Annotated in this window: 13 protein-coding genes; 9 read left to right on the top strand and 4 right to left on the bottom strand. The window is 52.0% G+C overall.

Going from position 1 to position 14198, the window contains the following annotated elements; genetic code table 11:
• Positions 1–14: 14 nt before the first annotated feature.
• Positions 15–1499: a sigma 54-interacting transcriptional regulator gene (locus VNQ80_RS16515; protein WP_325640673.1), complete on the top strand. Its 1485-nt coding sequence runs from the start codon at positions 15–17 to the stop codon at positions 1497–1499.
• Between the two features lie 4 nt (positions 1500–1503).
• Here the strand turns inward: VNQ80_RS16515 and VNQ80_RS16510 are convergent, their stop codons facing one another.
• Entirely contained in the window at positions 1504–1980 is a 477-nt protein-coding gene (locus tag VNQ80_RS16510; RefSeq protein ID WP_325640671.1) for a DUF6702 family protein, read from the bottom strand.
• Positions 1981–2159: 179 nt separating this feature from the next.
• Here VNQ80_RS16510 and VNQ80_RS16505 point away from each other — a divergent pair, with 179 nt between their 5' ends.
• From VNQ80_RS16505 to aat, 6 genes are all read left to right on the top strand, one after another.
• Positions 2160–2735: a HupE/UreJ family protein gene (locus tag VNQ80_RS16505; protein WP_325640669.1), complete on the top strand. Its 576-nt coding sequence runs from the start codon at positions 2160–2162 to the stop codon at positions 2733–2735.
• A 12-nt stretch (positions 2736–2747) separates the two neighbouring features.
• Positions 2748–5111, top strand: coding sequence for a M1 family metallopeptidase (locus VNQ80_RS16500; protein WP_325640667.1), 2364 nt, complete (start codon positions 2748–2750; stop codon positions 5109–5111).
• Positions 5112–5129: 18 nt separating this feature from the next.
• Entirely contained in the window at positions 5130–6239 is a 1110-nt protein-coding gene (locus VNQ80_RS16495) for an Ldh family oxidoreductase (protein ID WP_325640665.1), read from the top strand.
• The gene (locus tag VNQ80_RS16490) at positions 6236–7066 is read left to right on the top strand and encodes a polysaccharide deacetylase family protein (RefSeq protein WP_325640663.1); all 831 of its coding nucleotides are present in this window, start codon (positions 6236–6238) and stop codon (positions 7064–7066) included. The genes VNQ80_RS16495 and VNQ80_RS16490 overlap by 4 nt, the downstream gene beginning before the upstream one ends.
• Before the next feature lie 95 nt (positions 7067–7161).
• Positions 7162–7533, top strand: coding sequence for a 30S ribosome-binding factor RbfA (gene rbfA / locus VNQ80_RS16485; protein ID WP_325640661.1), 372 nt, complete (start codon positions 7162–7164; stop codon positions 7531–7533).
• Positions 7530–8204 carry a leucyl/phenylalanyl-tRNA--protein transferase gene (gene aat, locus VNQ80_RS16480; RefSeq protein ID WP_325640659.1) on the top strand — a complete coding sequence of 225 codons (675 nt, stop codon included), beginning with the start codon at positions 7530–7532 and terminating at the stop codon, positions 8202–8204. The genes rbfA and aat overlap by 4 nt, the downstream gene beginning before the upstream one ends.
• A 4-nt stretch (positions 8205–8208) precedes the next feature.
• Here the strand turns inward: aat and VNQ80_RS16475 are convergent, their stop codons facing one another.
• A complete protein-coding gene (locus VNQ80_RS16475; protein ID WP_325640657.1) occupies positions 8209–8727 on the bottom strand; it encodes a DUF6252 family protein in 519 nt (172 codons plus the stop codon).
• A gap of 137 nt (positions 8728–8864) precedes the next feature.
• Positions 8865–10730, bottom strand: a complete 1866-nt coding sequence (locus tag VNQ80_RS16470) for a PQQ-binding-like beta-propeller repeat protein (protein WP_325640655.1) — start codon at positions 10728–10730, stop codon at positions 8865–8867.
• Positions 10731–10922: 192 nt separating this feature from the next.
• Here VNQ80_RS16470 and VNQ80_RS16465 point away from each other — a divergent pair, with 192 nt between their 5' ends.
• Complete coding sequence (locus VNQ80_RS16465) at positions 10923–11450, top strand: outer membrane beta-barrel protein (RefSeq protein ID WP_325640653.1); 528 nt, start codon at positions 10923–10925, stop codon at positions 11448–11450.
• A 64-nt stretch (positions 11451–11514) separates the two neighbouring features.
• Here VNQ80_RS16465 and VNQ80_RS16460 read toward each other — a convergent pair whose 3' ends face one another.
• Positions 11515–12138, bottom strand: coding sequence for a response regulator transcription factor (locus VNQ80_RS16460; RefSeq protein ID WP_325640651.1), 624 nt, complete (start codon positions 12136–12138; stop codon positions 11515–11517).
• Between the two features lie 99 nt (positions 12139–12237).
• Between VNQ80_RS16460 and VNQ80_RS16455 the strand changes: the two genes are divergently transcribed.
• Positions 12238–14142, top strand: coding sequence for a sensor histidine kinase (locus VNQ80_RS16455; protein ID WP_325640649.1), 1905 nt, complete (start codon positions 12238–12240; stop codon positions 14140–14142).
• Positions 14143–14198: the final 56 nt, after the last annotated feature.

Here is a 14198-nt window from a genome sequence, read left to right as displayed (position 1 = left end):
ACAACAAAGCATAAATGAATAACATCAACACATTAGGTGAACTTAAAAAATCGGGTTACCAGCACCGGAGCGTAAAAGACGAATTAAGAGCCAATTTGATCAAGCTGTTGCGGGAAAACCGTGCTGGGTTTGAGGGTATCGTGGGGTATGATGAAACCGTTATTCCAGAGCTGCAGACTGCAATTCTGTCGCGCCATAACATTCTCTTGCTGGGGTTGCGCGGGCAAGCCAAAACACGGATAGCAAGGTTGATGGTGTCCCTGCTTGACGAGTATGTGCCTTATGTGGCCGGCAGCGAGCTTTTTGACGACCCCCTAAACCCGATCTCGTGGTACGCCCGCAACGAAATCCAGACGAAAGGCGATGATGCACCGATTGCCTGGCTGCATCGGTCCGAGCGGTACACCGAGAAACTGGCTACGCCTGACGTGACTGTGGCCGACCTGGTGGGAGATGTCGACCCTATTAAAGCGGCCACGCTGAAACTTACCTATAACGATGAGCGGGTCATCCATTTCGGGCTGATTCCCCGGGCTCACCGCGGTATTTTCGTGATCAATGAGCTCCCCGACCTTCAGGCCCGTATTCAGGTTGCCCTTTTCAATATGTTGCAGGAGAAAGACATCCAAATACGAGGGTTCAAACTGCGACTGCCACTCGACATCCAGTTTGTATTTACCGCCAACCCCGAAGATTACACCAATCGCGGCGCCATCGTTACGCCGCTCAAAGACCGGATTGAAAGCCAAATACTGACCCATTACCCGAAAAGCATTGATGTATCGCGCAAAATCACCTTCCAGGAAGCCCGTCTTACCCCCGAGCAACGGTCGGCCATTGAGGTGGACGGTCTCTTGAAAGACCTGGTTGAGCAGGTGGCTTTTGAGGCACGGGAAAGTGAGTACATCGACCAGAAATCAGGCGTGTCTGCCCGGCTCACCATTTCAGCATACGAAAACCTGGTAAGTGCAGCCGAACGGCGGATGCTGGTTTCAGGCCAGCAGACCACTGTAGCCCGGATATCAGATTTCGTCGGTGTTATCCCCGCCATTACGGGTAAGATCGAATTGGTATATGAAGGTGAGCTGGAAGGCCCAGTTCATGTGGCGCACCGACTGATTGGTGGGGCGATAAAGAAGCTGTTTACACCTTATTTCCCCCATCCGGAGAAAGCCAAGAAAGGGAAAGCCGAAAACCCATACGCACCCATCATCGATTGGTTTACCGCCGGCAACCGGCTGGAGCTAACGGACAACTTATCGGATAGCCAGTATGAAAAGGCAATGAGCCGGGTGCCCGGCCTGTATGCACTGGTTAAAAAGTTACACCCGAAGCTTGCGGAAAGCCAGAAAGTGCTGCTGATGGAATTTGTTCTCCACGGGCTGGCCGAATATTCGCAGCTCAACAAGGACTACCTCGATGGTGGGGTGGCATTTGCTGATATGCTCGGGAGCCTGTTTGATGGTGATTTTGGTGACTGGGAAGCAGGTGAAGGGTGATTGGTCACCATTCAAAAACAGCTGTCTGCTCGGGATTGTCCAATTTGGTGCTTTGCCGTTTGCCGTAAGCGGTGACGTGCAGGATGTTGCTCTGTTTAGGGAAATGGTCAAACAGGATACGGTTGTCGAGGCGTAGCTGCTCCACCCGATTGATGTTTACTGCCTCAAGGAAGCACCATGCGACGTCCTCCTCGATTTCGTAGCCTACATATCGTAGCAATACGGGTCGGCCATTCACGGAAAGCCGTAAATGATTCGCGAGATAAGTGGCAAGCAGGCTGTCCGTAACTGATTTATCGGTTGGGTTAATCAGGTCTATTTTCAAGGTACGCCCATCTTTAAGCGCTGTTTCCAGGTCGTCATAAAAGATACGAGTGCTTATTTCCACGCGGTGCGCTTGTTCGTTGTAATCGACGGACGTGATGCTCACATAAAACGGGTGTAAGAGCAGTAAGAGCGCGTTGAGGATGCTGTTTAACATCGTGCGTTTAATACTATTGAGGGCTGCTAACCGTTATTTTTTATGGCTATTGATTGTGTTTTCGCAGCAATAAATGTAATATTGCTACGAACTTAGGTAAATTAACGTTTATACGCAATAGCATAGTTTTGGGCATGAAAAGATAGTTTGTAGGGGAAAACAGGGACAAAACGACGATTATGCAGGATTTTGGGATTTATTTCGCGTTGGGCTTGCAGCACATCCTGGACCTTTCGGGCTATGACCATATTCTTTTTGTCATCGCACTTTGTTGTACCTACTTCATTAAGGACTGGCGCAAGGTGATCATACTGGTCACAGCATTTACGATAGGACACTCGCTCACATTGGCGCTCAGTGTATTCAACCTCATCCGTGTTGACACGGTGTTGATCGAGTTCCTCATCCCGGTTACGATTGTGGTTACGGCATTCAGCAATGTAGCAAAGCGCCGCCGCCGTCGTACGCGTACAGACTGGCTTACTTACGGATACGCCTTGTTTTTTGGTCTCATCCACGGACTCGGGTTTTCCAACTACCTGCGGTCATTGTTGGGCAAAGAAAGTAGCATCACCGGGCCACTTTTCGCGTTCAATCTTGGCCTCGAACTTGGCCAGCTGGTCATTGTATTCTTTGTGTTGTTGGTGTCGTTTATCGCCACCGGCATATTCGCTGTAACACGGCGCGATTGGACGTTTTTCCTGTCGGCAGCTGTATTTGGTATCGCTTTCGTTATGGCGTTGGAACGGCTTTGATTTTTTGTTGAGATGAGACGATTATATAAACGATTGGATATCGTACTACTGGCAGTTGTGGTCTTCGCCGCCTCCCCGTTTCCGGTTGAGGCACAGCACCTGAACAACCCGGCATCCAACCATGGGAATAAGTTTGAGCAACTGGGCACCTTGTTGAGCGATCCAAATGTGTATCGTACGGCTTCAGGTGCACCGGGGCATCAGTACTGGCAGCAAAAAGCGGATTACGTCATCGATGTGGAAATTGACGACGAGAATCAGCGGGTAATAGGCACTGAAACCATTACCTACACGAACAATTCGCCCGATCCGCTTAGCTACCTGTGGCTGCAACTGGACGAAAACGAGCACAAGGTGGATGCGGAGAGCAAACGGTTTGATGAGAGCTCACTCGGTGAACAGGTAACGACCCGCCAACTTCGGCAATTGATCAACACAGACAAGGATCTCGGTGTTAACATAAAAAAGGTTGCCGATCGGTCGGGCAGTCCCCTTCCTTATACCATCAATCATACCATGATGCGGGTGGAGCTGCCCACCCCGCTGGCGCCGGGAGCCAAGTTCGTGCTACAGGTGGATTGGCAGTACAATATCAGCGACCGGATGACTGAAGGTGGCCGCGGGGGCTACGAATACTTTGCCGAAGACGGCAACTACCTGTACACCATCACGCAGTGGTATCCGCGCATGGCGGTGTATTCCGACTTCGCGGGGTGGCAAAATAAGCAGTTCACCGGCCGCGGGGAGTTTGCACAGGTATTTGGTGATTTCAAAGTGAATATTACCGTGCCTGCGGATCATATTGTAGGAGCCACAGGCGAATGCCGAAACTACAATACCGTACTTACCGCTGCACAGCTGGATCGGTGGAAGCAAGCGCAGCAGGCGGATGAGCCGATAGAGATTGTGACGCTCGACGAGGCGAGGCAGGCGATGCAGGGCCAGGCGACGGCCAAGAAAACATGGGTTTATGAGGCGAAGAACGTGCGCGACTTTGCGTTCGTGTCCTCACGCCGTTTGGTATGGGATGCCATGCGGGTAACGGCCGGCATCGAAGGCCATACGCCTATGGCGATGTCATATTATGGCCCCGAGGCCTATCCACTTTACAGACCTTATTCTACAAAGGTGGTCGCTCATACGCTTAAAATATATTCCAAGCATACCATCCCTTACCCGTATCCCGTTGCCATCTCCGTTGAAGCCGCCAATGGCATGGAATATCCCATGATTTGCTTCAACTATGGGCGGGCTGACAAGGACGGGACGTATTCGGAAGCGACCAAATACGGTATGATCGGCGTGATTATCCACGAAGTGGGGCATAACTTCTTCCCCATGATTGTCAATTCGGACGAGCGGCAGTGGACATGGATGGATGAGGGACTCAATACCTTCTGCCAGTACCTCGCCGAACAGGAATGGGATAAAGACTTTCCGTCGCGGCGGGGCCCGGCCCATAAGATCACCGACTACATGAAACTTCCGACGGACCAGTTGGAGCCTATCATGACCAACTCCGAGAACATTATGCAGTTCGGCCCCAATGCGTATGCCAAACCGGCAACGGCCCTCAACATCTTGCGTGAAACAGTGATGGGCAGGGAGTTGTTTGACTACGCCCTCAAGGAGTATTCGCGCCGCTGGGCATTCAAGCATCCTACGCCGGCCGACTTCTTCCGAACCATGGAAGATGCGTCGGCGGTGGACCTCGATTGGTTCTGGCGTGGGTGGTTTTTCGGCATCGACCCGGTGGATATCTCGTTGGATGATGTGCAGCATTTCCAACCCATAGGCAACCTCGAAGGTGCACAGGAAGCGGCTAGGGCAGCCTATGAAAGCGATTTAGAAACGTTAGGCCGCCAACGTAATATCGATGCAGGTGTGGATTTCGCGGTAGAAGCCGATACCTCTCTTCAGGATTTTTATAATAAGTGGGATCGCTTTGCTATTCCCGAGGCCAACAAGAAGGCTTTTGAACAGTATTACCAGTCGCTATCGCCCGAAGAAAAGGAGCTTTACGACGGCAAATACCATTTCTACCAGCTTACGTTTAGCAACAAAGGCGGACTGGTGATGCCGATCATCCTGCAATGGACCTACGCCGATGGGACTACCGAGATAGAACGCATCCCTGCATATATCTGGCGGAAAAATGAAAACGAGGTGACGAAGGTTTTTGCCAAAACGAAGGAAGTAACGTCGGTGCTGGTCGACCCCCTGCGAGAAACGGCAGACATCGACGAGGCCAACAATGCCTGGCCACGCCGACATACGCCCACCCGCTTCGAACTGTTTAAGCAAGAAGATGGCCCGGCGCGAGGTGCATCATCGGGGCCCAACCCGATGCAGCGAGCAAGGAGCGGCGTGCGTTGATTACTAAAAATACGATAAATGAACAGGCTTCCCGAACAGCGTTTACGCGCTTTTACCTACAGCATCTTTAAATCCATCGGTTGCCCCGATGCCGACGCAGCCCTGGCCACAGACGTGCTGGTGACTGCCGATCTCCGCGGGGTCGACTCGCACGGCGTGGCCCGCCTGAGCGGCTATGTACGGCTGTGGGAAAACGGGCGGTTGAATGCAACCCCTAAGCCGCACGTGGTACATGAGACACCGACTACTGCGACCGTGGATGGCGATGGCGGACTGGGGCTGGTGGTTGCGCCTTATGCCATGGAAATTGCTATTGAAAAGGCGCGGCAGTACGGCTCGGGATGGGTTGCTATCCGTAATTCAAACCATTTCGGGATTGCTGGCTACCACGCCCTGAGAGCGGTAGCGCACGATATGATCGGCTACGCCGTGACTAACGCAAGCCCGTTGGTGGCCCCCACGTTTTCAACGGAGCGGCTGCTGGGTACCAACCCGGTATGCTATGCTTTTCCGGCCGGTGAATATCCTCCGGTCGTGGTCGATATGGCTACCTCGGCTGCCGCGAACGGCAAGCTGGAAGTTGCCGGCCGGGCCGGAAACCCTATTCCCGAAGGCTGGGCGCTTAGTGCGGACGGCCAAGCTACTACCGATGCTGCCGCCGTAAAAAACGGTGGGGCCCTCTTGCCCTTAGGGAGTGACCGGGAGCACGGCAGCCACAAAGGTTTCGGGCTTTCGGCAACCGTGGATATCCTTTCGGGAGTACTCTCCGGGGCTAACTATGGTCCCTGGGTACCGCCATTCGTGGCATACTTGCAGCCCGTAGCCGATCAGCCCGGACAGGGGATCGGCCACTTCGTAGGGGCCATGCGTGTGGATGGTTTCCGTCCCGTTGCGGATTTCAAAGCCAATATGGATCAATGGATAGCGCGGTTCAAAGGCGCGAGGCGGGTGGAAGAACGGCAACCGGTAATCATTCCCGGCGAGCCGGAGCATAAGGCCACGCGCACGAATCGGGAAAGAGGTATCCCATTGGTTGAGGCCGTGTGGACGGATTTGCAGCAGTTGGCAGCGAAGTTGGGCGTAACACCCCTAGTGATGGAAGGCGAAGGTATACCTGACAAGGGATGAAGCTGCTGGTCCTTATGCGCTTTGGCCTCTTGGTCACGGCCCACCCCCAAACGGACAGCCTGCCTGTACCCGTGCACGCTACGTATGCGGATTACCCTACTTTTGCTCAAGACGATGTCACGGAGTTTCTCGGGGCGATCATCCGTGGCGACCAAGCCACCAATAAAATCGCATTGGTATTTACCGGCGACGAATTCGGCGACGGCTTATCGAGCGTAATCCACACATTGAAAGCAGAAAAGGTGCATGCGTCTTTTTTTCTTACGGGCAACTTCTATCGGAATGTGGATTTCAAAGCCTACATCAACGAGCTTAAGGAGCTGGGTAATTACCTCGGTTCCCATTCCGATAAGCACCTTTTGTACTGCGATTGGGCGAACCGCGACAGCCTGCTTGTTACCCGTGCCGAGTTCGAAAGTGATCTGAACGATTCATATGATGCGTTGGCAGCATTTGGTGTCGACAAGAGGCAAGCCCGCTATTTCTTGCCCCCGTATGAGTGGTATAACGACACCATCGCGTCGTGGACGCGTGATATGGGGTTGCAGCTCGTTAACTTCACCCCTGGCACCCGCTCCACAGCAGATTATACCTATCCGGAAATGGGGGCGCGGTACATCGACAATCAAACCGTCACGAAGTCTATCCTAGCCTATGAACAAAAGGATGAAAACGGACTGAATGGATTTATCCTGTTGATCCATATCGGTACGGATCCGCGACGCCGGGAGAAATTTTACGATGTGCTGCCCCACCTGGTCCATATCCTGAAAGGCAAAGGTTATCAGTTTGTCCGGATCGACGACCTGCTGGAACATGCCCATTAACGGCGTAAAGCAAAAATCATTAACTTTGCCATTGGTGCAGCGTGCACCGCGCGACACTTCGAAGCCGCGTTAGGATAAATTGAAACACCTTCGCCATGAACACGGAAAGCAAAAGACAACAACGGTTTGCTGGGGTTATCCAGCAGGATTTGGGTGCACTCTTCCAACGGGAGGGCGGTGCCTGGGCGCCGGGCGCTTTTATTACCATTACCCGCGTACGGATGACGCCAGACTTAGCCATTGCACGGGTTTACTTGAGTTTTCTCAACACGAAAACAGCGAAGGGAGACTTGGCGAGTATCCGGTCGCACGCCAATGAGATTCGCTATAAACTGGGCACACGTATCAAAAACCAGGCGCGTATTGTTCCGGAACTGGAGTTTTTTCTGGACGACACGAACGAGTACGTGGAGCACATGGACAAGCTTTTTGACGAAATCAGCAAGGAACCCCGGCAATCCGAATGATTTTCCAGCTGGACGCGCAATCCGTTTCCTTTCCCGATCCGGCGTTGGCCGAACCCGATGGGCTATTGGCTATCGGTGGCGACTTACGGCCCGAGCGGCTCATGGCTGCCTACGGGCAAGGCATCTTTCCGTGGTATAGCGACGACACACCCATCCTGTGGTATTCACCGCACGAGCGTTTTGTACTTCAGCCCGAGGCGTTGAAAATCAGTAAAAGTATGCGCCAAGTCCTGCGGTCCGGGCGCTTCGGTGTGACCCATGATGAGGCGTTTGCCGAGGTAATCGCCGCATGTTCCGCGCAGCCGCGCCCGGGACAGGACGGCACTTGGATAACCGACGATATGCAGCTGGCATACACGGAGCTACATGCCCTGGGCCATGCACATTCCGTTGAAGTCTGGTTGGCAGGTAAACTGGTCGGCGGTCTTTACGGCGTTGCTGTGGGAGCGGTATTCTGTGGCGAAAGCATGTTCAGCAAGGAAGCCAATGCCTCTAAGGTGGCATTGGCCTCGCTCTGCCAATCGGGAACCTATCGCCTTGTCGATTGCCAAGTGTATACCGACCATCTGGCTTCCATGGGCGCGCAGATGATTACACGCGAGGCGTATATGCGCTTAATAAAAGCACAAAAAAGCCCTTCGGTATTTCCGAAGGGCAAGACGATAGGCTGAAAAGTTAAAGGCTCATGTTGAAGGCACCGCTGGTAACTTCCTTCATGGATTTGTCGGTTGAATTTCGGGCCGAAAACGTGAACGTGCCTTTGATGGACGTATCGGTCAGTTCGGCGATTTTCACCTCTCCGGCTACTGACGAATCGAACGGGGCCTGCCAAATCTTGGTTGCCGTAGGGTTGTTGATGTTTACCTCGGTATAGCTCGCGCTGATGGAGATATTGGCTCCGCCCCCGATTTCGTACGTGCCGGGGCTGTCTACGCCATTCATGACCAATACGATCGCCTTGCCGGAGCTCTCGCTACCCTGTACCGTAATCATGGATGTTCCGCCCATGTTGATGCGGTTGGCCATGCTCGTCATTTTTAGTGAAGCGAAAGATGTACCATCAATTTTTGCTTTGATGGTGCCGGCAGGGGCATTGCCCCCGGGTCCGCCGTCTTCATTTTTCTTACACGACGTTGCGGCAATTGCGCAGGCCAGCATCAGGAACAATACCCCCCTGCTTTTCAATCTGTTCATTGTTTTAGTTGTTTTCATTTGATATGTATTTGATAGTAATTAAAAGTCCGACTGCACGTTTGGTCGATAACCCGGTAAGGCGTGCCGCTCATTCGGCGGCACACACAGACCAGGCACCATGAAAATGTATGCCCGAACTATAGCCCATAGGCTGATATTTCGTTGGCTTTGGATTTATAGTATAGCATTCCACCCAACTCGTCAACCCGGTAATCGGGCTTCTTGTCGCGAAGGATGATTTCCTTTTCAACTTCTCCAGTATCCTTCCCCACGCGTACGAGACCTACACCGCCTTCGAGGTCGGTAAGGATGAACTGCGCATTCTCCGTGGCCGCGGTTGCCCGGAAGCGTTTGTTCATCTCGGCGAAGGATGCCGAGGCGATGTTGGCAAACCCTTCTTGATAGGCTTTCATTTCTTCACCATAGCTATTTAACTGATTACTTCCGGCATAGTGGCCATAGCGACCGCCCTGGTAGGCTGCCGCCGCCGACATGGCCATGGACGCTACCGCCAACACCCCTGTGGCAGCTTTGATGAAACCGCTTTGTCCGGGGGATTTATGATAGGTATGGAATAGGTCTTTCCCGTCGAAGCCTACCATCATCAGGTTCTGGCTGGAGGTAAGCAGGATCCCGCCGTTTCTCACCATCATGGAGGTAGGTGCTTCTTTTTCCTTGAATGCAATCGATGCGAAGGTGCTGATATCACCGGTACGTTCATCGATTGCCATCACCTCCTCGCCCGTACTGATTAGGTAGCGCTGGTGCGCCTTGTCATAAGCACTGGCAACCGCTTTTGCTTTCTTGTATTTGATGGGTTTGCTCCAAATGGATTCTCCGGTAGTGAGGTTGATGATATCCGCATCGGTATCGGTGATGTAAATCAGTCCCTGGGGGGTAAGCGCCATCGTTTGGATGTTTTCGCCGGTATTGAGCGGCTTCTTGAATAGGGCGTTACCGTCAAAGGAAATCTTATTGATGCCACCTTCGTATATCCCGAACAGGATACCATCGTCCATGATGTAAAAATGCTGTACATAGCCTTTTGTCTTGGGGGCTTTCTCCCAAAGGTCTTCACCGGTAGCCGCGCTCAGGAAACTGATTTTAGACTCCGAAGCTCCGGCAAGTTTGCCGGCGATGCCTTTTTTATCCGAATTGTCCACATCGCTTACCACGGCCAGCCCCTGCGGCAAGATTTCAAAGCGGGAGACTTTTCCTTTAATTTTACGTTCCTGCTTCCAGAGTTGCTGGCCGGAATTGCTCACCTTGTGGATGCGCGTATCGCCATTGGGACGCTCCTCGAATCCGTAAATCTCGTTGCCTGATTTATCGGCTACGAGCCACGTGATTTTATCAAGATCGGCTTCCCAAAGGATCTGCCCATTGTTGAAATCCGCGCAGATCAGCTTCTTAGTGGTGGGTACCAGCACCTGATTGCCGGAAAGGTAGGGTTCTCCCGAACTTACGGGCACACTGTTGCCCATGCGCACCTTTCCCACCCCGGCATCCAGCGAAGAAAATCCCTCCTGCTTGCCGGTGGCCAGGTCATAAATACCGACGGCAAGCATGTCCTTTTCGGCTCGCGTGCGGTTTCCCACCACGACCAACTTGTTTTGGGGCAGGAACACACGAGCCTTAGCGACCAGCTTCCATCCGTTTTCTTCGGTAGCAAACAGCATCTTGCCGGATACGATGTCAATCACCGTTTTCTTTGATCCGAGCATGCCCCCCTGGTTGACGATGACATAGGGCGACATCGGCACAAATTCGAGCTCTTCTTCCTTCACCTTGCCGTATTCTTTAAATACAAAATGCGGTGCGTTGGCTCCGGGTTTGATACCCGCCAATCCGCCCCCGCCTGCTACAACCAACACGCCCGCTTCCGTGAGCGTCATAAATTCGATTTTGCCACCCAGATCATAACTGATGTCCGGCAGGTCTTTCTGTTGTCCATGGGCGGCCATCAAGAGGGCCACCAACGGTGTTACGAGTAGTTTTTTCATGGTCTAATAAATTGCTTTTGAATACCGGGGTAAAGGTAGTGGGAGGCGAAAAATGCTCCTATTCGGGGAATTACGTATTCCATATACGGGATTATACGTAGGTAGAATCGGTATTATTCCGTATTGGCCCTGTTTGCAGGCAGGCGTACTTTTGACTCAATTTAAACAATAATCCATTAATCTAAAAAAGCAATGAAAAAGAAATTTAAACTCGTATCACTTGTCGGATTGTTTACCGTTCTGGGAACTTCGCTTTCCTTCAGCCAAGCGTTTGAACAGGGCGACAAACTGCTTAACCTCGGTGTGGGCCTGGGCAGCCAGTTCATGGCGGCAGGAGCGAAGGGCACCCCACCGGTAGGCCTTAGCTTAGAATTCGGTGTCAGCGATAAAATCAGCGTGGGTGCATACGGCGGCTATGCCGGGGCCAAAGTAGAAACAGGGATGGGCGACTGGAAATACAATTACATCATTGTAGGCGGCCGGGGCTCTTACCATTTCGACTTTGGCGTGGAAAATCTGGATCCCTATGCGGGGGTATTGCTGGGTTACAACATCGCATCGGTGAGCACCGATACGAATCTGCCTACCGCTTCGGCCGGAGGGTTTCTTTGGGGCGCACACGCCGGCGCGCGGTATTTCTTCAGTCCGAAATTCGGCGCCTTTGCGGAGCTCGGCTACGGTATTGCTTGGCTCAATGTGGGGGTGGCGCTGAAGTTCTAGGTGTTTGGTAATCGTGCCTTACCCCGGTTGGGAACGCTGCGGTATTCATAGCTACCGCAGCTTCTCAAACCAAATTATTGGCAAAAGCGTACTTAATCAGGCCGACGGTATTGGCACATTTGATTTTGCGCATCAGGTTTTTGCGGTGCACCTCCACCGTGCGGTCGCTGATAAACAATTGGGCGGCAATTTCTTTATTGGTAAGTTCTTTGATAATCAGCCGCAGCACTTCGACCTCACGGTCGGTAAGCGGCTCGTCGGGTTCGGGTTGCTTTGCCAGCTGAAACAGCCGCTGACCGACCTCTGCACTCAGGTACGGTTTACCCTTTACCACAGACTCCATGGCCTGTGCCAATTCTTCCATGGCACATTTCTTTAGCACATAACCGTCCGCACCTGCCGCGATGACTTCTTTAATGATGGACGTCTCGTCGTGCATCGTCAGCACGATGGTTTTCAGGTCGGGGAACAGTGCCTTGGCTTGGCGGATCAGGTCGAGGCCATTCATATCGGGCATAGAATAATCGGTGACCATCAATTCGACGGGCTTCGCTTTGAGCAGTGCCAATGCGTAAGCACCTGAATGGGTTGATGCAACGATATCGAACGTGGAGTTATTCCGGAAGATCATTTTCAGGCCTTCCGTTAGGATGCGGTGGTCATCAACGAGTAATACGCGATAGCTCATTTAGGTTTCTTAATTATTTTATCACAAATTTAGTTTTTTTACCATCTTTGACAAACGTTAAATCGCCAATCTAAGTAATCAATTTAACCCATGTGATCCATGAAGTATTGCACCCTGATTACCCTGCTTTTCTCACTGACAATGGCACCCATAGCCGCAGGAGCGCAGGAACGACTCCACCGAGCCATCGATACGCTTAACGCCAAAGCCGCCAGTTGGCTGACGAAGCCCGACTCACTGACCTACTACGCAGAAAAAGCATATGAAATGGCACAAAGGTCGACGTATGGACGTGGACGGGCACAGGCGGCTAAGCTCAAAGGGATTTCGGCCTTTTACCAAAGCGACTTCGATCTGGCAAAAAGCTACTATCTGGAATCATTGGCCGAATTCGGCACGTTGAACGATAGTCTTGAAATTGCTAAGGCAAATTATAATGTGGCCACGGTGATGAATGCAAAAGCAGACTATAAAGAAACATTGACGTATGGCCTGAAGGCTTTGGCCTTCTTCGAGGCGATAGGCGATCATAATGGTGAGGGTAGGGTGTACAATCTTTTGGGTATTGCCGCTAACGTTAATAATGATTTCGAAAAATCGATCACCTATCTCAAGCAGTATTATCAGTTAGTAAGCAGGGTACCCGATTCACTGGAGATGGCTACTGCATTGAACAACCTGGGTTCTACCTTTACGACAATGGGGCTCCCTGATTCTGCCATTCATTACCTCAATAGCGCTCGCAAGATGAATGAAAAGATGGGAACCGACAGAAACATGGCCAGCATATATTCAAATTTGGGTGCAATGTACGAAGTCAAGGATGACCTTCATGAAGCCATCGCCCATACCGTTTCCGGGCTCCATTACGCGCGTGCAGAAGGCGACCGGCTCCGGGAGGCCGGTTTATTGTTTAACCTGGGCAAATACAAAAATGCACTCGGCCAAACGCAAGAGTCGATACCCCATTTCATCCAAGCCATCGATATTTCGGAAGCCATTGGTTTTTTTGAGGTCATTTACAAGGCAAACAACAGTCTTGCCAAGATCAGGGCCGACCAAGGACGCCATGCCGAGGCTTACCAGCATATGCTGGCGGTAGAAACCGCGAAAGATTCTGTGTTTGTCATTGAGAAAATGAAATCCGAGCGAGAGCTTGAGGCTCGCTTTCAATCGGAGAAGAAGGAGCAGCAAATTGAAATCCTGAATCAGGAGAAGGCGATTCAGCAACTTAAGTTAAGACAGCGAAACCTGATGCTGATTGCCACACTGGCGCTCTTGGTTACCGGTGCAGTTATCGCGTATTTTGTTTTCAAACAGCGCCGACTGCAATCAGAGGCCCGTTTGCAGCACGAAATAAACACCCAACAAGAAAAGGCCACGCGCGATGTGTTAGACGCGGAAGAACGTGAACGTCGCCGTATTGCCGGCGACTTACACGACGGGGTTGGGCAAACTTTGTCTGCCGCGCTGCTCAACCTCAACTACCTGTACAAAAGCGTCGCCGAAGGAAAGGCACCCGACCCGCAATTGATGGACACAGCGCTGGGCCTGGTAAAAGACAGCTATCAGGAGATGCGTAGCATTTCCCACCAAATGATGCCCAACGCGTTGCTGAAAGCGGGCTTGGCGACGTCTATTAAAGAGTTTTTGGACCCTATAGACGGCAAAAACATCAAGGTCTATTTAAATGTGTCTGGATTGAATGAGCGGCTTGACCAACAGCTCGAAACCGTGCTATACCGAGCCATACAGGAGGCGGTAAACAACGTGGTCAAACACGCCGGAGCTACCCGGCTGACCATCCAGATCCTGAAGGACGAAGAAGGGCTCTCGGTAAGTATCGAAGATAACGGTGGGGGTTTTGATTCTTCAAGTGCCGGCTATGAAGAAGGTATCGGCTTAAAGAACATCCGTTCTCGGGTGGCTTTATTACGGGGCAGTGTGGATGTGGATTCTGCCGTTGGCAGAGGAACAGTTGTGGTTATCTATATCCCCGCTTGAAGCAGCCGAGGCTACTGGCTTGGAGCGCACTAAGCCACTGAATTTTGCACTTATCG

The organism is Parapedobacter sp. (genome assembly GCF_035556095.1).
Classification (GTDB): domain Bacteria; phylum Bacteroidota; class Bacteroidia; order Sphingobacteriales; family Sphingobacteriaceae; genus Parapedobacter.
The sequence above is the reverse complement of the archived record's forward strand: the minus strand, read 5'-3'. Positions and strand labels throughout refer to the sequence as shown.

Coding starts and splice junctions, on each gene's coding strand:
- VNQ80_RS16495 (WP_325640665.1), top strand. CDS start 5,130: ATGAACAGGCTTCCCGAACAGCGTTTACGCGCTTTTACCTACAGCATC.
- VNQ80_RS16455 (WP_325640649.1), top strand. CDS start 12,238: ATGAAGTATTGCACCCTGATTACCCTGCTTTTCTCACTGACAATGGCA.
- VNQ80_RS16465 (WP_325640653.1), top strand. CDS start 10,923: ATGAAAAAGAAATTTAAACTCGTATCACTTGTCGGATTGTTTACCGTT.
- VNQ80_RS16510 (WP_325640671.1), bottom strand. CDS start 1,980: ATGTTAAACAGCATCCTCAACGCGCTCTTACTGCTCTTACACCCGTTT.
- VNQ80_RS16470 (WP_325640655.1), bottom strand. CDS start 10,730: ATGAAAAAACTACTCGTAACACCGTTGGTGGCCCTCTTGATGGCCGCC.
- VNQ80_RS16460 (WP_325640651.1), bottom strand. CDS start 12,138: ATGAGCTATCGCGTATTACTCGTTGATGACCACCGCATCCTAACGGAA.
- VNQ80_RS16515 (WP_325640673.1), top strand. CDS start 15: ATGAATAACATCAACACATTAGGTGAACTTAAAAAATCGGGTTACCAG.
- rbfA (WP_325640661.1), top strand. CDS start 7,162: ATGAACACGGAAAGCAAAAGACAACAACGGTTTGCTGGGGTTATCCAG.
- VNQ80_RS16500 (WP_325640667.1), top strand. CDS start 2,748: ATGAGACGATTATATAAACGATTGGATATCGTACTACTGGCAGTTGTG.
- VNQ80_RS16475 (WP_325640657.1), bottom strand. CDS start 8,727: ATGAACAGATTGAAAAGCAGGGGGGTATTGTTCCTGATGCTGGCCTGC.
- aat (WP_325640659.1), top strand. CDS start 7,530: ATGATTTTCCAGCTGGACGCGCAATCCGTTTCCTTTCCCGATCCGGCG.
- VNQ80_RS16490 (WP_325640663.1), top strand. CDS start 6,236: ATGAAGCTGCTGGTCCTTATGCGCTTTGGCCTCTTGGTCACGGCCCAC.
- VNQ80_RS16505 (WP_325640669.1), top strand. CDS start 2,160: ATGCAGGATTTTGGGATTTATTTCGCGTTGGGCTTGCAGCACATCCTG.